16 protein-coding genes and 1 riboswitch are annotated in these 16849 nt (G+C 37.3%); of the genes, 2 read left to right on the forward strand and 14 right to left on the reverse strand.

Going from position 1 to position 16849, the window contains the following annotated elements; translation table 11 throughout:
- Positions 1-954: 954 nt before the first annotated feature.
- From ACESSZ_RS15025 to ACESSZ_RS15040, 4 genes are all read right to left on the reverse strand, one after another.
- Positions 955-1641, reverse strand: a complete 687-nt coding sequence (locus ACESSZ_RS15025; RefSeq protein WP_008691175.1) for a LytR/AlgR family response regulator transcription factor — start codon at positions 1639-1641, stop codon at positions 955-957.
- A gap of 20 nt (positions 1642-1661) precedes the next feature.
- A complete protein-coding gene (chbG, locus tag ACESSZ_RS15030) occupies positions 1662-2381 on the reverse strand; it encodes a chitin disaccharide deacetylase (RefSeq protein WP_008691174.1) in 720 nt (239 codons plus the stop codon).
- A 125-nt stretch (positions 2382-2506) separates the two neighbouring features.
- Positions 2507-3772, reverse strand: a complete 1266-nt coding sequence (gene murA, locus ACESSZ_RS15035; RefSeq protein WP_008691173.1) for a UDP-N-acetylglucosamine 1-carboxyvinyltransferase — start codon at positions 3770-3772, stop codon at positions 2507-2509.
- A 217-nt stretch (positions 3773-3989) separates the two neighbouring features.
- Positions 3990-4145, reverse strand: a complete 156-nt coding sequence (locus ACESSZ_RS15040; protein ID WP_155949110.1) for a hypothetical protein — start codon at positions 4143-4145, stop codon at positions 3990-3992.
- Between the two features lie 365 nt (positions 4146-4510).
- Between ACESSZ_RS15040 and ACESSZ_RS15045 the strand changes: the two genes are divergently transcribed.
- Complete coding sequence (locus ACESSZ_RS15045) at positions 4511-5995, forward strand: DUF1846 domain-containing protein (protein WP_008691162.1); 1485 nt, start codon at positions 4511-4513, stop codon at positions 5993-5995.
- A 312-nt stretch (positions 5996-6307) separates the two neighbouring features.
- Here ACESSZ_RS15045 and ACESSZ_RS15050 read toward each other — a convergent pair whose 3' ends face one another.
- The 8 genes from ACESSZ_RS15050 to ACESSZ_RS15085 all read right to left on the reverse strand — a co-directional run bounded on the left by ACESSZ_RS15050 (position 6308) and on the right by ACESSZ_RS15085 (position 14569).
- Positions 6308-7978, reverse strand: a complete 1671-nt coding sequence (locus ACESSZ_RS15050) for a formate--tetrahydrofolate ligase (protein ID WP_008691160.1) — start codon at positions 7976-7978, stop codon at positions 6308-6310.
- 27 nt (positions 7979-8005) lie between these two features.
- Positions 8006-9238, reverse strand: coding sequence for a phosphoribosylamine--glycine ligase (gene purD / locus ACESSZ_RS15055; RefSeq protein WP_008691158.1), 1233 nt, complete (start codon positions 9236-9238; stop codon positions 8006-8008).
- Between the two features lie 64 nt (positions 9239-9302).
- A riboswitch (purine riboswitch) is annotated at positions 9303-9400 on the reverse strand.
- A 168-nt stretch (positions 9401-9568) separates the two neighbouring features.
- Positions 9569-10339 (reverse strand): hypothetical protein, encoded by a 771-nt coding sequence (locus ACESSZ_RS15060; protein ID WP_008691156.1) that lies wholly within the window; start codon positions 10337-10339, stop codon positions 9569-9571.
- Complete coding sequence (locus ACESSZ_RS15065; RefSeq protein WP_008691154.1) at positions 10336-11052, reverse strand: hypothetical protein; 717 nt, start codon at positions 11050-11052, stop codon at positions 10336-10338. The genes ACESSZ_RS15060 and ACESSZ_RS15065 overlap by 4 nt, the downstream gene beginning before the upstream one ends.
- Positions 11053-11064: 12 nt before the next feature.
- Positions 11065-11511 carry a LytR/AlgR family response regulator transcription factor gene (locus ACESSZ_RS15070; protein ID WP_008691152.1) on the reverse strand — a complete coding sequence of 149 codons (447 nt, stop codon included), beginning with the start codon at positions 11509-11511 and terminating at the stop codon, positions 11065-11067.
- 305 nt (positions 11512-11816) lie between these two features.
- Positions 11817-12602: a Cof-type HAD-IIB family hydrolase gene (locus ACESSZ_RS15075; protein ID WP_008691150.1), complete on the reverse strand. Its 786-nt coding sequence runs from the start codon at positions 12600-12602 to the stop codon at positions 11817-11819.
- 221 nt (positions 12603-12823) lie between these two features.
- Positions 12824-13156, reverse strand: a complete 333-nt coding sequence (locus ACESSZ_RS15080; RefSeq protein ID WP_008691149.1) for a PTS sugar transporter subunit IIA — start codon at positions 13154-13156, stop codon at positions 12824-12826.
- Between the two features lie 117 nt (positions 13157-13273).
- Positions 13274-14569, reverse strand: a complete 1296-nt coding sequence (locus ACESSZ_RS15085) for an HD domain-containing protein (RefSeq protein ID WP_008691148.1) — start codon at positions 14567-14569, stop codon at positions 13274-13276.
- Between the two features lie 174 nt (positions 14570-14743).
- Here ACESSZ_RS15085 and ACESSZ_RS15090 point away from each other — a divergent pair, with 174 nt between their 5' ends.
- Positions 14744-15475: a CPBP family intramembrane glutamic endopeptidase gene (locus ACESSZ_RS15090; protein ID WP_008691147.1), complete on the forward strand. Its 732-nt coding sequence runs from the start codon at positions 14744-14746 to the stop codon at positions 15473-15475.
- Positions 15476-15609: 134 nt separating this feature from the next.
- Here the strand turns inward: ACESSZ_RS15090 and ACESSZ_RS15095 are convergent, their stop codons facing one another.
- Both ACESSZ_RS15095 and ACESSZ_RS15100 read right to left on the reverse strand, forming a co-directional pair.
- Positions 15610-16014, reverse strand: a complete 405-nt coding sequence (locus ACESSZ_RS15095; RefSeq protein WP_008691146.1) for a (deoxy)nucleoside triphosphate pyrophosphohydrolase — start codon at positions 16012-16014, stop codon at positions 15610-15612.
- A complete protein-coding gene (locus ACESSZ_RS15100) occupies positions 15974-16765 on the reverse strand; it encodes a Tim44 domain-containing protein (RefSeq protein ID WP_008691145.1) in 792 nt (263 codons plus the stop codon). Before ACESSZ_RS15100 ends, ACESSZ_RS15095 begins: the two co-directional genes overlap by 41 nt.
- Positions 16766-16849 lie beyond the last annotated feature (84 nt).

A 16849-nucleotide genomic window follows, 5' to 3' on the forward strand; every position in this document is an offset into this window, starting at 1 on the left:
GCCTACCTTCTTCATAGGAAAACCCTATGATAATTTAGAGCGTTTTTTCTTTAAACCCTACGTTAATTTAGAGCCCCCTTGTATAGAAGGCTCTACTATTTATTTGTATGTTTATCACGACCATTCTCTTTCATGTCTTTGTATAAGATATTCATCTTTTTACTTCGCGATTTCCATCAAATTACAATACATCAATCAAGAATAGCGCTACGTATCTGTTTCATTATGTCCACATAGGTCTTTTCCTATTTCCTTATCTAGCGCAGTTATTTCACCTTACTGCATTCTTATTGCCTATGTTTCACATTTTCACTTACGCTTTTGATTTCTCCTGACTTTGCTTGAATTCCAATGACGCTGCTCAAATCTCATCAGTATACTTAACGTTTGTGAATATCATGTTACCCTTTCATTGTTTGATACACTTACGTAATTACTACTATTTACACAACCAATATGTGAAACACTTTCTTACGGTTCTCTTTACAACGAAATTATCTTAACATGATTTATATAATTTATCTTCTCACCACCCTTATACATATATTGTTATTACGAAGTAGTTTCTTGATAAATTCTATAATCCTAATGGAACAATACTATGGAGTTTCCTCATATCCCTATGAGTGATAACATCACTGTTATCGTTTCCTGATACCTTGTCTGCTGTCACCAGTACTTCTTCAGGCTTTAACTTCCGATGATCCTCACCGTATTTTCCTAAATTATGTTGAGATTATGATATTGAAATAACTTTCCTCTGATGGAATACCTCTACAAGATACCCTTTCACGCATCAGCCTTGGACAAGTTCCATAATTCAACGATCAAACGTTCCCATCTTCTCACCGCTTTCTTTTGTTTTCTTTTTCTTTACACTTTCATTATATTCGTCAATCTGGTTATGTAAAGAGAAGTGGAAAATCTGGCGTTTTTTTGGAATAATCTGTTACTTTATGTATGCTTAGTGAAATCTCTTACTTTGGCAATGACTTCCGGTCGTCTAGCTCTTGCAAAAGGTAATTCTATTTTCTGCAAAAATACACTTTCTGTTTCAAATCGTGTTACATATTGCAAATTAACCAAAAAACTGGAATGAATCCGTAAAAAGTGATATTTTTCAAAATACTTTTCAGCATCTTTAATACTCTTGCGTTCACTGAATTCTCCTCGTTTTGTATGATAAACAAGGTTTTTATTATCTTTTTCAATGTAATAAATATCACTGATTTTCAAAGGTACACTGATATGGTTATAAGAGAAGAAATATTCTTCCTGATTGGCCAATAAATTTCGCACAAAAGGATCAATACGCTGAAATTCATGTCGTAACCGTCTACGATCGATATATAAAATACGTTCAAAGTTGCCAACTTCATGCTCATAGCGTTTTTCTTCTAACGTTGTAAATATGACAACACGTTCCGGATAAGGTTGAATAAAGGTGCCGGCAATTCTTTGCGTGTCAAATTTATCTTGAAGAATAAGAATCTGATATTCTTTCTGCTGTTGGGCTTTCACAAATTGTGACAACTTTGCGAAATACTGAAAGGTCCAATCTTCATCCTTTAAAATATCTCCTAAAATAAATAAGATATTTTTTACCATTTCTTCACTTTCTAAAATTGCCACCCTTAACATGACCCTCACCTCATCTTTTCTTATAAATCACTATAACGCAATCGTTGTATTCCTTTTGCTTGTAAATACTCGTTTAAATCTTTGTTGCATAATATATCCAATTCATTTATACGTTGTATATTATAGGAAGTTGTTTGTTGTAAAAACATATCGAGATAAGCCGGATGACACATTAAATCATAGCAGTTTGCTTCCTCTAAAGAATCCACAATTTGTTTCAAATTTGAGATTGTTGCACCATCTGCATAAAACTGATCAAGTAAGAGTGCATGTGGCATCATTGTTTCGTATTGAAACCCACCGCGCACCGGCAGATCATATTCCTTTTGCAGCCGCTCGAATACTCCTTGTACATGAGGAAAGGTATGGATATGATGATGAGAATCTAAATGATCAGGATGCAAACCGGACGCAAACACTTTTTCAATTTGGAGCTTTAGTTCTTCATACATTTCCTCTTCGTCAAATTCATTGATATCCCCTTGCTTTTTAAAAGAACCATCCCTTCTTGTTAAGCTCTTATACCCCTTACCTAATGGATAATAACAGGTCAAGGTTAAATGGACACCGATGCCTAAATCGCGATGCTGCTTTGCCAATGTGACAGCATGCGCAAATCCGGGCATATTTGCCATCATAGATGTTGATGTAACGATGCCTTCCTGATAGCCTTTCAGGATGCCATAGTTTACTGCCTCATCGAAACCGAAATCATCGGCATTAACGATTAATCGCTTCATTTCAATGCTCCTCCTTTGACATATCGTCATCTTCATTATACTCCTTTTTTCCTCTCCTGCTTAGGAAGGTTCGAAATAAAGCGACTCTTTCGCTATTAGAAAAGCAGGCTTTTACCTGCTCTATTTTACTCTATCGTTTCTCTCCAAATCTTAGCACCTAAAGCACTCAGTTTTTCATCAATGTGTTCATAACCTCTTTCAATATGATAAATATTACGAATGGTTGTCGTTCCTTCTGCAATCAATCCGGCAATGACAAGGCATGCTCCACAACGCAAATCGGTTGCAGACACTTCAGCACCGGATAATGGTGTCGGTCCATTGATGAATGAGCTTGGTATCATCACATTAATATTAGCCCCCATCTTTGCTAACTCCTGACAATGTTTAAAACGCTCTGTATAGATTGTTTCCGTCACAATAGACTGTCCATGTGCTTGTGTCAGTAATGCCGTTAACGGTTGCTGGATATCTGTCGCAAAGCCAGGATATGGGAGTGTTTTGATATCTGTTGCTTTTAAATTTCCCGTATTTCCTTTTATAATCAGGCGATCTACATCTACCTTAATATCAACACCGATTTCATGCAGCTTGCTTAATAAGGACTCTAAATGCTGTGGAATGACGTTTTCCACAACAACCTCATCAGCCGCTGCTGCTGCTAATACGATATATGTCGCTGCTTCAATACGATCAGGTATAATTTCATGGAAACAGCCGCCTAATGCCTCAACACCATCAATCGTGATGACATTCGTTCCTGCTCCACGTATCTTTGCACCCATCTTATTTAATAAAGTAGCCACATCAATGATCTCAGGTTCTTTTGCGGCATTTTCGATGGTTGTTCTGCCTTGTGCATGAACAGCAGCCATCATGATATTGATCGTAGCCCCGACACTGGCAATATCCAAGAAAATTTTATTTCCGATCAATTGTGGTGCATCTAAGATATATGCTCCATGGTCATAATGAATGGTCGCTCCTAATGCTTCAAATCCTTTTAAATGTAAATCAATCGGGCGAGGACCTAAATAACAACCTCCGGGCATCCGAATTTCCGCATGGCCATATTTACCTAATAATGCCCCCATAAAATAATAGGATGCTCTTAATTTATTTACCGCTTCATGGATCAAAGGTTTATTTTCCATCTGTGTCGGATCAATGACAATGCTGTCAGAGGAACGTATATCGACAACAACCCCAAGATCACGAAGGAGTACAGATAAAGATTCTACATCGGATATGCTTGGTACCCCACATATCGTAACCGGTCCGTTTGCTAATATTGCTGCTGGTATAAGTGCTACCGTCGCATTTTTTGATCCGCTGATGCGCACGGTACCATTCAATTTATGTCCACCTTCTATTTTGATAACTTCTTCCATGTTTATCTCCTTCCAGTATTACTATTTTATTATGAAATCTATCACTCGTGATAGTTGCGTGTAAAAAAGTGCATTCTTATTATAAAACATTTTATCCCGTATAGCTATGAGAAAATAGACAAATTCACATTTCCCTATGAAGCACAATGAAAAGCGGTAATTGCCTATACATAATTATAACATAGCTTTTTAAAGAAAAGCGATTTTCCATATATTGTTATACATCCTTAAATATAACTCTTTTTGCTTTCTCGCTTGATTTCATGTACTCATGCTTTCCTAAGAAATATCTTACATAGCCATTGGACATATAAGTAGTAAACACCTTTTTCACATCGGATAAGTTAAAACGAATGGCAATTATTGTATTCATGAATATCATCATCAATCATACTGTAGAAACGGTCCATAAAGTATACACTAATTGACTTTTCAAATACACTATGAAAAGATACCCTGTAACAGCATAATATCTTTGTTTGCGAATAGCCTGTTCCTATTTTAATTATCCTTACCCTGCCTGCTTTCTTTTTTAAATATTGCATGCAAAAGGAGTATTCATCACAATCTTTCGCAAACATATTGAAATTATATAAACCCATCCTATTCGCCTAGTTCTTCCCATCTAAAATCCTTTGTTAGAATTTTCTTATTTCTTGCTATTTTAATTAGTAAATATATAATTATTTTGCTATAATAAGACTTAGTGATTTAAACGATTTAAAGGAGAGTGGAACGATGAAAGAAATCGCTTTTGATAACGACAAATATCTAAAACTGCAATCAAAGCATATCTTAGATAGAATTTCTAAATTTGACAATAAGCTATATCTGGAATTCGGCGGCAAGCTGTTCGATGATCATCATGCTGCACGTGTCCTTCCGGGATTTCAGCCAGATAGTAAATTAAAAATGTTGTTAGAACTGAAAGAAGAAGTAGAAATTGTTATCGCTGTTTGCGCAAGTGATATAGAGAAAAATAAAATTCGCAGCGACATGGGAATCACCTATGATGTAGAAGTACTGCGTTTGATTGATGCCTTCCGTGATACCGGTTTATTTGTAGGTAGTGTCGTCATTACGCAATATGCGAACCAGGCATCCGCTGATACATTTAAAAAACACCTGGAACATTTAGGTATTCGTGTTTTCCTGCATTATCAGATTGCCGGTTATCCTAACAACATTCCGCTGATTGTTTCTGATGAAGGTTATGGAAAGAATGAATACATAGAAACCACGAAACCATTAATCGTGGTGACAGCTCCGGGTCCGGGTTCCGGTAAGATGGCTACCTGTTTGTCACAGCTTTACCACGAACATAAGCGTGGTGTAAAAGCCGGTTATGCGAAATTTGAGACTTTCCCTATCTGGAATCTTCCTCTAAAACATCCGGTAAATCTTGCTTATGAAGCTGCGACAGCTGATTTAAATGATATTAATATGATTGATCCTTTCCATTTAGAGGCTTATGGTGAAACAACGGTAAATTATAATCGTGATGTAGAAATATTCCCTGTTTTAAATACGATGTTTGAAAAGATTCTAGGCGTAAGCCCTTATAAATCACCAACGGATATGGGGGTTAACATGGTTGGTTATTGCATATGCGATGATGAAGCAGCACGCAAAGCAAGTACTGAGGAAATTATTCGCCGTTACTATAAAGCGAAGGTAGACTTCAAAAAAGGACATACCAATGAAGACACAATCAAAAAAATAGAAATTATCATGTCTCAGGCAAATATCATACCGGAAGAACGTGCTTGTGTAAAACCGGCACTTACCAAAGCGGAAGAGACAAATGCACCGGCTGTTGCCATTGAATTACCGGATGGCACCATTGTCACAGGAAAAACAACATCTTTATTAGGTGCCAGTTCGGCAGCATTATTAAATGCCTTAAAGAAATTAGGCAATATCAATGATATCATTCCTTTAATATCACCGAATATCATTGAACCAATCCAAAAATTAAAAGTGGGGTCATTAGGCAATCACAATCCTCGTTTACATACCGATGAAGTTCTAATCGCCCTTGCCATCAGTGCTACGACCAATCCGGTATCACATTTGGCATTGCAGCAGCTTGATAAATTAAAGAATTGTGAAGCCCATAGTACTGTTATTCTATCACAAGTAGATGCGGGAACCTTCCGTAAGTTAAAGGTCAATCTGACTTGCGAGGATCAGTATCAGACCAAAAAATTATATCATCGTTAATTAAATCACTCTTGAACTATCGTAAGGTTTGCTGTCTTGAAAGAAGCAAACCTTTTATTTTTCCCCTATCGAATACAATAGTCTTTCTAAAAATATAAGATATGATAAAAATACAGTAGGAATTATTGCATACCAATAGTCAAAACAGCATTATATAAAAGAAGAAAGTCATGCCCTTAATCTTTTATGATATACACTTTTAGACATTATGGTACAAAACAAAGAAGCAACATAAAAGAAGAAATCTAATATCACTTACACAAGGATAGGATTTCTTCTTTTTCAATCACTATATCGTTTAACTTGTTTCTATTAGAATAAACCTACGATATGTCCTTCTTCATTGATGTCCATATCTAAGGCAGCCGGATGTTTTGGTAAACCCGGCATGGTCAAAACTTTCCCGGTCAATGCGACAATAAAGCCGGCACCTAAAGATGGATTTAATTCACGTACCGTAATACGGAAACCTTTTGGTGCACCATAAACCTTCGCATCATCGCTTAAAGACATCTGTGTTTTGGCCATACAGATTGGCATCTTATTCCAGCCAAGTGCATTATACAGAGCAATCTGAGCTTTGGCCTCTTCGGTAAAATCAACACCATCAGCGCCATATACCTTCGTTGCAATTGCCTGAATCTTATCTTCAATGCTGTCTTCTACAGCATATAAAGGCGCATAAGCATTCTCTTGATCACATAAAGCAACTAGCTGCTGTGCTAAATCAATGGCTCCTTCGCCACCTTTTGCCCATACCTGAGATAAAGACATTGGATGTTGATGCTCTTTACACCAGTTTTCTAGAGCTTCTACTTCTTTTGGTGTATCGGTTGCGAATTCGTTAATCGCTACGATATAAGGAAGACCGAATTGTTTTACGGTATCAATGTGTTTTGCTAAGTTTGCACAACCGGCTAACATAGCTTCGACATTTTCTTCCTTTAAATCTTCATAAGCAACATTTCCATGCTGCTTCAAAGCACGAATCGTTGCCACGATAACCACTGCATTTGGTTTTAAGCCACCAAAGCGACATTTGATATCTAAGAATTTTTCAGCTCCTAAATCTGCGCCAAAACCAGCTTCCGTAACCGTATAATCTGCCAGTTTAAGACAAGTCTTAGTTGCCAAAATAGAGTTACATCCATGAGCGATATTCGCAAAAGGACCGCCATGAATCAAAACCGGATTGTGTTCCAATGTCTGCACCATATTTGGTTTGATGGCATCCTTTAACACCATAGCCAAAGCACCTTCAATGCCTAAGTCCTTTACATAAATAGGTTCCTTTTTCGTATTATAAGCAACCAACATACGACCCAAACGCTCTTTTAGATCCATGAGGGATGTAGCTAAGCATAACACCGCCATAACTTCGGATGCGACCGTGATGTTAAAGCCATCCTTACGCTCTACACCATTGGCTTTTGCGCCTTGTCCGATATTGATATTACGCAGCGTGCGATCATTCATATCCAGACAGCGTTTCCAAGTTACATGTTCAATGTCAATATCCAGTTCATTGCCCTGATGAATATGATTGTCTAAACAAGCACTGATTAAATTATTGGCCGTTGTGATGGCATGCATGTCACCGGTGAAATGCAGATTGATATCTTCCATTGGCACAACTTGCGCATAGCCGCCTCCGGCTGCCCCACCTTTCAAACCAAAGACCGGTCCTAAAGATGGTTCACGTAAAGCAATCATCGTCTTTTTTCCAATACGGTTTAAGGCATCTCCCAATCCAACCGTTGTCGTTGATTTTCCTTCACCGGCTTTTGTTGGATTGATGGCAGTCACCAGAATCAGTTTACCATCCGCTTTATCCTGATTGCGGTTTAATAAATCCAGGGATACTTTTGCCTTATAATTGCCATAGTATTCCAAGTCACTTTCCTCAACACCAATTTTAGCCGCTACATCGCGAATATGCTCCAATGTGCATTCTTGTGCAATTTCCAAATCTGTTTTAAACATGACGTTCCTCCTTCTGATCGTAATCAATTACATATCTTTTTTGCCAATATCATGGCGATGGAACAACTTCTCACACTGAATTTTTGCTACCTCATGATAAGCTTTATCATATGCAGCTTGTAAAGTATCTTCCTGTGCCACAACAATCATGACACGTCCGCCGGCGGTTACTAACTTACCATCTTTCTTTGCCGTTCCCATGTGATAAACAAGGGCATCTACTTCATCACAGCCTGTAATCACAGCATCCTTAGTACTTCCCGCAGGATAGCCTTCACTTGCTAAGACAACACCAAGTGTTACCTTATCATCCCATGTTAATTCCATAGCCTCATGATTCATCACACGCAAAATAACATCAACGAAATCACTTTTTAAGCGTGGTAAAATTACTTCTGCTTCCGGATCACCGAAGCGGGCATTGAATTCAATGGTCTTAATACCTTTATCCGTTAACATTAAACCGCCATATAAGAAACCGGTAAATGAATGGCCTTCTTTCACCATTGCTTTGGCCATTGGCACCATGATGGTATCCATTGCCTCTTGAATGATTTCCGGTGTAATTTTCTTAACCGGTGAATAGCAGCCCATACCTCCGGTATTAGGACCTTTATCTCCATCATACGCACATTTATGATCCTGAGCCACCTGCATTGGCACAACGATATCATCACATACAAAGCAAATCAAAGAGAACTCAAAGCCTACCAGACATTCCTCAATCACAACCTTATTACCGGGAATGCCGAATGCAATATGTATTGCCTCTAGCGCTTCTTCTTCACTTTGAGCAACGGTAACACCTTTTCCGGCTTTTAAGCCATCTTCTTTAATAACGATAGGAGCACCTTGTGCCTTTACATAGGCAACTGCAGCATCTTCCTTATCAAAGGTTGCATAAGCAGCGGTTGGTACATCGTATTTCACCATGATCTGCTTTGCGAAATCTTTGCTGGACTCAATTTGTGCCGCATCCTTCGTAGGTCCGAAAATCTTTAAGCCAGCCTGTTGAAATGCATCGACAACACCAAGGGATAGACTAGCCTCAGGTCCGACGATTGTCAAATCTATCTGTTCTTTTTTCGCAAATGCAACCAAACCTTCCACATCACTGTCACTGATGTCTACACAGGTCGCAAACTGTGCCATGCCGGGATTTCCCGGTGCAGCATAAACTTCATCTACCAAAGCACTTTTATGTGCTGCAAGTGCAAGAGCATGCTCTCTTCCACCCTTTCCAATTACCAATACCTTCATTTTTCTTTTCCTTTCTGTTATCTAAAATAAAAAAACATGAAAAGTTCGCAAGAAACCTTCATGACCATGTCAAAAGATTCCTTGTAGTCCACCGATTAGGTCAGCGGGTAGAAACTATCAACCAAATTATGATACTATACAAGGTTTTACCACATTTATTTTACTTTATTTCATGTACTTTTACAATCCTAATTATAGCTGCCTTTTTTACTTCGATTGATTTTTTACATCCGTAGGAAAACCCGCTTCTTCAATTTTTCGCATCCCCCCTTATTTTTCCTTCATAGTTCACCTTAACTAGCTTTTCTTCAACATATAAAAGAAAAGATGTCATTGCGACACCTCATCTTCTAAAAATGCACTACCACTGATATTATTCGTACGGAAGATACTGCCATCCGCTTTTAGATAAAAGATTGCCTGTCCGGTGTATACGACTTCTTTACTATCTTGTACATAATAATAGCGAAGATTGGTCGCATAGTAGTCATATCCTTTATCTTTTATTTGAAAGGTTAACTCATAACTGATATTCTTATCTTCCACATTTGGCTTTCCTTGTTTCCATTGTACACCAACATGTGGATTTACACATTCGATACGCTGTAGTTTCCCTTTGGTTTTCTCATGCATTTCAAGGTCTAGCACCTTCGGTTTTCCATCAACTCGCATAGCAAAAGATTCTCCTTCATCAAAATCAAACGTTTTTACTTTGCGGTTTTGTAAGTGTACCTCACCGATCGTTTCTGAATGTTTCTTATCCCCTTCTTGATAAATCAGCTGCGTAAAACTAAGCTCACTGTTGTCCAACAGGTGCATGATCACAGAGAATTCTTGCCAAGTATCATCTTTTATTATTTCAGTAGGCATTATTTTATAAGGCGGATCCATCTTTTTAGCACACTGATAATCGTGGATATCCACAAACTTCCCACTTCCCTGATAGAGATAATCAACTTGCCAGAAATGTGCATTATCCATTTCATAATAGTAACTGATTTTAGGCAGCATGGTTTCCTTTTTCTGTGTCGCCTTGCAAACGGCATAACCACCAAGTACTAGTATAACCAATACAACAACAACGATTATTTTCTTTTTCATTTTGTTTCAATGCCTCCTTTCTCAATACGGAAATGCTGTTTTATATCTAGTGGATGCTTATTTTCACCTTCGGTAAAATTATAAATTTCCAAATCATACTCAACCACCGGACAATTTTTCTTTCTATGATGTCCTACGATCATTCCGATAAGCTCATTCTCACTTTTTACCCTTTCTTGATAAAAGCTAGCGCCTATACCTGCATTATTTACCGATATATGAAAGAACTCACGATTTTCTAAAGGATATGTGTAAGGATATACGATAGCATAAATATAGGATTTCCCATCTGCCTCCGCATACATGCTTATCGTTCCATCTTTATTCTTTTTCTCTTGATGAATAAAAGTGGTTTTCGCTTGCTTCTGCAACTCGCGAATCTTTTTCTCTACACCTTCTCTTGTATTTCCAAAGTCAACATAGCCATTTTCTACATTACACGTTTCTTCTACAATCTGCTGGTTTGGTAATGCATAGACATTTCCCATATACACCAATACGCTAATCACGCTTGCGATAAAGTATAGGATCATGATTGCTTCCAAAGAAAGAATACGCACCTTTTTCCCTGTCAACACTTGATTGATTCGCTTTTCATAAAATTTTCGATAACCTGCATACAACAATACCCCCAGTAAGATCACAATACCTAGCATGCATAGAAACCCTTCTGTACTCTGCGGCGCAAAAATTTTTTGTAATTGTTCTTTCATCTTGTTCGCCTCCTAGAAACCCATCTCTTCTTTGAAACGGTAATAATAGCTTCGTGATACTTCAATTTCCTCTTGATTATCCAACACCAGTGTGAATTTCATATAAAGATTGGTACGAATCCTTCGAATTGCTTTTTTATTGACGATATACGCTTTATGAACACGCAGAAAACCTTTTTCATACAAGCCTGCTTCTAATTGATACATCGTATTCTTACTACGATAACAGCCACTTTTCGCATGGACGAGTATTTCCTGGGAAATACTTTCAATATACAGGATCTCATCCACTGCCAAGCGCATATGCTCTTCGCCATCTTTTACCAACAGGTAATCATACTCATGGTTAATTTCATATAAGACCATACTCGCATGATCATCAAATTGTACATCCCCCTTTTGGATAGCCGCCTTTACTTTTTCCACTGTTTCTTTTCTACACAGCAACCTTATTTTCATGATCTTTCCCTCTCTTCACTTTTAGTTTAACGAATTCACGCTTTAAGACAAGCTACTTTCTATAACCTGCATTTTATGGGGATAAGTTGCACTGCAAAAGCCGATAAAGCAATCTTCTTTACCAACAATAAAGCATTTGCTTATCCAACACCATACCATAAAAAATGGCAAGAATATCTACCCTTACGATAACAAGAATCCCTTTTTATTGTGATAAAACCCATCTTTTCTTTTTAAGAATATCATATTTGAATATCTGCGTATATAAAAAGCGCCCTACTGAAAGGACACTTTACGATTGCTCTTTATAATAATTGAAAAGCATTGACAGCTTCCATTAAACCATCATGATCTACATCACTGCATACATGCATGACTTCTTCATGGAGATGCTCATTGGCGTTGCCTAACAAAGCACTGTTTTCCACAAAACGAAACATTGCTAAATCATTATTACTATCACCGAACACATAACAGTTTTCAATATCAATATTCAGCTTATCCATAATGAATTGAATCCCGGTTGCCTTAGAATGACCTTTTAAAATCAACTCTGCACAATGCTGCCCACGGTCAATATATTCAAAGTTTTGGATGATAAAATCATGAAATTCCTGTTCCTTATCCAAATCCTGATAACTGACAAACATCTTCACAAAATCATCTTCCAAATCATCTACGGACTTCATCACCATATTGGCATCATGATAACGCTCCAACAAATTTAATAATCTAGGTGATTGAATGCCATGTGTCATATATAAAGCATGCGTTCCCTCAAAGAAGGCATCGACATGACACGCAGCAACCTTTTGGATGATTGCCTCATATAATTGCTTATCAACATCCACATCATACAGCACTTTATCATGGTATTCGATATAACTGCCGCAACCTAAGATTTGTCCGTCAAAATCCAATTCAGATATGATTGGGTCAAGGATTGCTTTTGTTCTTCCCGTGTTCAAAAACAATAAATATCCTTTATCTTTCAATTTATTCAATACTTTGCGTGCACTCTTGGGTATCGTATGTGTTTCATCAGAAATGAGTGTACCATCATAATCAAAAAATAGCGCTTTTTTCTTCATTACATATCTCCTGTTATTTCCTGAGAGCATTTTAACACAGACCTTTCGCTTTCTCAAGTGTTGAGGGAACGCTGTTGAAAACCTTTTGTGAGGCAAAAGGCATAAACACTTGATAACCGTACCATAAATATTAAGAATAAAAAAACAGAAGCAGCACGCCTATCTACTTCTGTATATTTTTATGATTCTAGCTTCTAAACAAGGCTTCCAACGATTTATCTTTAACGATGGATTTGTGTTTCTAATTCATCGAGACGACGATAGGTATCCACAAATTCGTCACAGAGAATCTTAAAGCTCTCAGCACTCATAAGCTGGTCTTGCGCATGGGTCAATAATAAATTTACCTCTACATGGTTGCCCCCTGCTTCCTCTTGGATCATGAGTTGATGAATCCGATGACCTTTCGCATACATTTCATTTCCTTTACGCACAAGCTCATTGCATCCCTCATAATTTTTACTTTTTGCTTCCTGAATAGCCTCAATGTAAAAACTTCGTGCCTGTCCTACAGATGAAATGATTTCCAGGATATCTAATTCAGATGGTTGCATCGCATTCATCTCCATTCATGTTTTCTGTTTATTCATTGTACCATATCCCTTATCTGAATTCACTAGAAAATCGTAAAATTGCTAAATTTGTAACCGTTATCTTGTAAGAGTCACACCTTATTCTGATAATTGCCAGATGGTGGATTCCTTATAATCTTTGTGTGTTTTCGTCTTAATACGAACATCTTCATTGGCTAAATGTTCAATCGGATAATAAATTTTGTGTTCTTCCTTTAAATCAGCTCTTGTTAAAGCTTTGACGATTTCACTTGCTTCACTCAATTCTTTAATACTGCCATCTTCTTGTAATACTAAAATATTATGAGGATTATCCTGAATAGAATAAGGTGAGTAAGGGCGCTGAGATACTGCATCGCGATATACATAATAAGTAGGATCATATCCCATTGCCGCTACTTTATCACAGATTGCTGTATAATCCTTTTCACTTTCAATTGTTTTATAAGCGAATAATTTACGATTCAAGATACGATATGCAATGTCACACAAAATTTCATCACCGCAATACAATAAACGGGAAAAACCATAAAAGGCAGCTGGTTCATCCATCTGGTAGAGATCTTCAATATCAGGTTCTTTTTTAAACAAAAAGGGATGAAACATCGAAACTTCACGCAAAACATCCGGATCTTTTTTAGCAACATCCTTCATCCTTTGAAACATGATTGATAATAATGCCTCATAACTGCGTGCCACCGGATGTAAATATACTTGCCAATACATATGATAACGTGCCATGATATAATCTTCCACACTGTGGATGCCACTTTGTTTTACTACAATACGTTCATCCTTTAAACGAATAGTTCTAAGAATGCGCTCTAAATCAAATTTCCCATAGCTTGTCCCTGTAAAGTAAGCATCTCGTAATAAGTAATCCATACGATCCGCATCCAGTTGTCCACTGACAATTTGATTTAGACATTCTTTGGGGTTCTCATACCGAATGATGCTGGCAACATCATTCGGTAATTCGGGATCACAATTGGCTAAAATGCGATGAATTTCACTGTCTTCTAAAATGATCTTAACCGTATATTCCTCATGCTTAAGGGGAGAAATATCCTCAAAGGCATGAGAAAATGGGCCATGACCGATATCATGCAACAAACCGGCCAGCATAACAACTGCTTTGCCATATTCACTTAAAGATTCTGCAATGCTGTCAATTTCATACACCATTCTTCGAACGATTTCATATACCCCCAAAGAGTGTGAAAAACGGGAATGTTCTGCAGTATGATAAACTTGAAAATCACCGCCAAGTTGATGAATGCGACGTAAGCGCTGCATTTCTCTGGCATTGATACAATCCCATACGACTTGTAGATCCACATGAATATAGCCATGAACCGGATCACGCAAGACCTTTGTTTCAGATGTTTTTTGCATACGGTTCCCTCTTTTCTATGATTATATATATTATACTATATTCTAATGCATATGGAGGAGATGTTTTATTATTTAGATGCTGCATAAACTATTGGCTAGCTTTATCTTTTCTTTTTTTAATGATACACTATAACTATTATATCACGATCTTCTTTATATATAGGAGGCAGAATTATGAAACAAATTTTGAAGAAAGAAAAGAGTGTCTTTATTTTTTGTCTTATGTACATCGGTTGGCTTACCGCTTTCCGTTATCTATTTATCAATACCACATCGCAATCTTTATTCGTGTCATTCGGTATTTCTTTAATTTCTTATCTGCCTATTCTTTTACTGGCTTTTACTTGTTATCGTAAGGAAATGAAACAATGGCTGAATTTACAAATGCTCTGGCCCCCTATTATTGGACTTATCGTGTATATCGCAGTTTCTATATTTATCTATTTTCTGCTAGCAAGCGATCTAACCATAGATTCTGCAAGCTTTATTTATACCGTTGTCGAGTATCTACTTATGACCGGGGTATGGGAAGAAATCATGTATCGCGGTATTGTGTATACAACCTTTAAAACAAAGCGCGGTAAGGGTTTTGCCGGGCTTATGAGTTGTATCTTATTTACTGCTGCACACCTTCCTGTGCTTATGAGCGGCCATACAAATGACATCTTTGGGTTTGTGGTGTTAAGCATTCTAATTTCCGTTATTTTCATATGTTTATTTGAAAGAACACATTCTTTATGGCTCGCTATTTTCTGCCATGCTTTATGGGATCTAAACTATAGGATTGCATTCCCTCTTTTTATTTACATAGCCGCAGTGTTGTTACTAGAACAGTTTCTAAAATACAGAAAACGAAAGAATACAAGCAAAAAGACAACAGTATCTTCATCCTATGAAGAAAGATAAAAGCATTGCTTCTGCTTGTCCAAGATTCCTTGCTAAAGCTAGTCCTTCTCTATATAAAATCCATTAGTTAAATAAAAGAACTGCCACAACAGTTCTTTTATTTTCCTTATAGAACAAGCACCCTCTGCATCACACTAGCTTTCCTCACTTTTCCCTTCATATACTCGCAAAGCTTCTAAGATCGGGGCATCTGCTTTTTCGAATGGATACGCATAAATTTCATCTAACCTTACTTTGCATACCTCATGATGCACGCGCAACTTCATTTCTCCACATATTACCTTACATCTATATGCATGTACATGTAACACGACATCTTCACGCACATCATCGATACTTGTCAAATAACCTTCCACCTGACAGGTTAGATTCAGTTCTTCTTTTAACTCACGTAAAATTGCTTCTTCCTTCGTTTCGCCATTTTCTACCTTGCCACCGGGAAACTCCCAGATATTTTCATGTATCCCTTTTCCTCTGCGTGCAATCAAATAGCCATCTTCATCGTGAAGGATGCCGCATACGATTTCCATTGTTTTCATTTCCTAATTCCTCACTGAAATTCACAAAATCCTGTACATTCATTTCTGCTTTTTGACGTATCTCATCAAGATAAAATTCATCATCCTTGCGAATCAACTTCCAGAATTCCACAAAAGAATGTGCTTGCTTATCACCATCAAGCAAGCTGCCATCATCCTCATGAATCGTATAATCAATCATCTTACCTTCTATATAGAACCAAACCATATCTTTACGATCATCTATGTCATCATAGATACCTACAATGGAACGCGATAACAATTGAATATTTTCTAAGATATTCCGCTCCCTGCGAATATCCATCCAATCGAGTTTTGTTTTCCAATTCTCCATTAAAGCATCACTTAAGTATGGTTGAAGTTCTTCTAGGCTTTTTGTTGTCCAAGCATTTTGAACAGCATAAAATATTTCTTCTACTCTTTCATAAATATGGTCTTCATCCCAAATAGCATCTAAATCATCTATTTCTTTTAACAACTTTTTGCTCTGTCTGCTTTTCTTGAATACTTTACTGCGATAAACAAGATAGCTTCCGCTAGTAAGTAACAGTATGAGGGTGATATGAAGTATACCGCCAAAACTGTTACCATTGTCTTCGCTGTTATATTTACTGCTTGTATGGCTCCCATCATAAGAACCTCCGCCTCCTCCAGAGCCACTGCTTCCACCCCCACCTGCTCGCGCACAGACAGGGATTGTCGTCATCATACAAAGCAACAGACAGGTAAATACCAACCATGCTTTTTTCATATCCTTTTTCTTGTATTATTTAATTACCCAAGAAACAGGTAATTAAATAATATCTTCCTTTCTTGGGAATTCATTAAGCTATAT

The sequence above is a fragment of the Eubacterium sp. 3_1_31 genome, assembly GCF_964249515.1.
In the GTDB taxonomy this organism is placed as follows: domain Bacteria; phylum Bacillota_I; class Bacilli_A; order Erysipelotrichales; family Erysipelotrichaceae; genus Longicatena; species Longicatena caecimuris.

What these genes read in the sequence shown, in the direction of transcription:
- ACESSZ_RS15070 (WP_008691152.1), bottom strand. Translation starts at nt 11,511, where the DNA reads ATGAAAATAAGGTTGCTGTGTAGAAAAGAAACAGTGGAAAAAGTAAAG.
- ACESSZ_RS15090 (WP_008691147.1), top strand. Translation starts at nt 14,744, where the DNA reads ATGAAACAAATTTTGAAGAAAGAAAAGAGTGTCTTTATTTTTTGTCTT.
- ACESSZ_RS15095 (WP_008691146.1), bottom strand. Translation starts at nt 16,014, where the DNA reads ATGAAAACAATGGAAATCGTATGCGGCATCCTTCACGATGAAGATGGC.
- ACESSZ_RS15075 (WP_008691150.1), bottom strand. Translation starts at nt 12,602, where the DNA reads ATGAAGAAAAAAGCGCTATTTTTTGATTATGATGGTACACTCATTTCT.
- ACESSZ_RS15065 (WP_008691154.1), bottom strand. Translation starts at nt 11,052, where the DNA reads ATGAAAGAACAATTACAAAAAATTTTTGCGCCGCAGAGTACAGAAGGG.
- ACESSZ_RS15085 (WP_008691148.1), bottom strand. Translation starts at nt 14,569, where the DNA reads ATGCAAAAAACATCTGAAACAAAGGTCTTGCGTGATCCGGTTCATGGC.
- ACESSZ_RS15040 (WP_155949110.1), bottom strand. Translation starts at nt 4,145, where the DNA reads ATGAATACAATAATTGCCATTCGTTTTAACTTATCCGATGTGAAAAAG.
- ACESSZ_RS15080 (WP_008691149.1), bottom strand. Translation starts at nt 13,156, where the DNA reads ATGCAACCATCTGAATTAGATATCCTGGAAATCATTTCATCTGTAGGA.
- ACESSZ_RS15045 (WP_008691162.1), top strand. Translation starts at nt 4,511, where the DNA reads ATGAAAGAAATCGCTTTTGATAACGACAAATATCTAAAACTGCAATCA.
- murA (WP_008691173.1), bottom strand. Translation starts at nt 3,772, where the DNA reads ATGGAAGAAGTTATCAAAATAGAAGGTGGACATAAATTGAATGGTACC.
- ACESSZ_RS15025 (WP_008691175.1), bottom strand. Translation starts at nt 1,641, where the DNA reads ATGTTAAGGGTGGCAATTTTAGAAAGTGAAGAAATGGTAAAAAATATC.
- ACESSZ_RS15050 (WP_008691160.1), bottom strand. Translation starts at nt 7,978, where the DNA reads ATGTTTAAAACAGATTTGGAAATTGCACAAGAATGCACATTGGAGCAT.
- ACESSZ_RS15060 (WP_008691156.1), bottom strand. Translation starts at nt 10,339, where the DNA reads ATGAAAAAGAAAATAATCGTTGTTGTTGTATTGGTTATACTAGTACTT.
- ACESSZ_RS15100 (WP_008691145.1), bottom strand. Translation starts at nt 16,765, where the DNA reads ATGAAAAAAGCATGGTTGGTATTTACCTGTCTGTTGCTTTGTATGATG.
- purD (WP_008691158.1), bottom strand. Translation starts at nt 9,238, where the DNA reads ATGAAGGTATTGGTAATTGGAAAGGGTGGAAGAGAGCATGCTCTTGCA.
- chbG (WP_008691174.1), bottom strand. Translation starts at nt 2,381, where the DNA reads ATGAAGCGATTAATCGTTAATGCCGATGATTTCGGTTTCGATGAGGCA.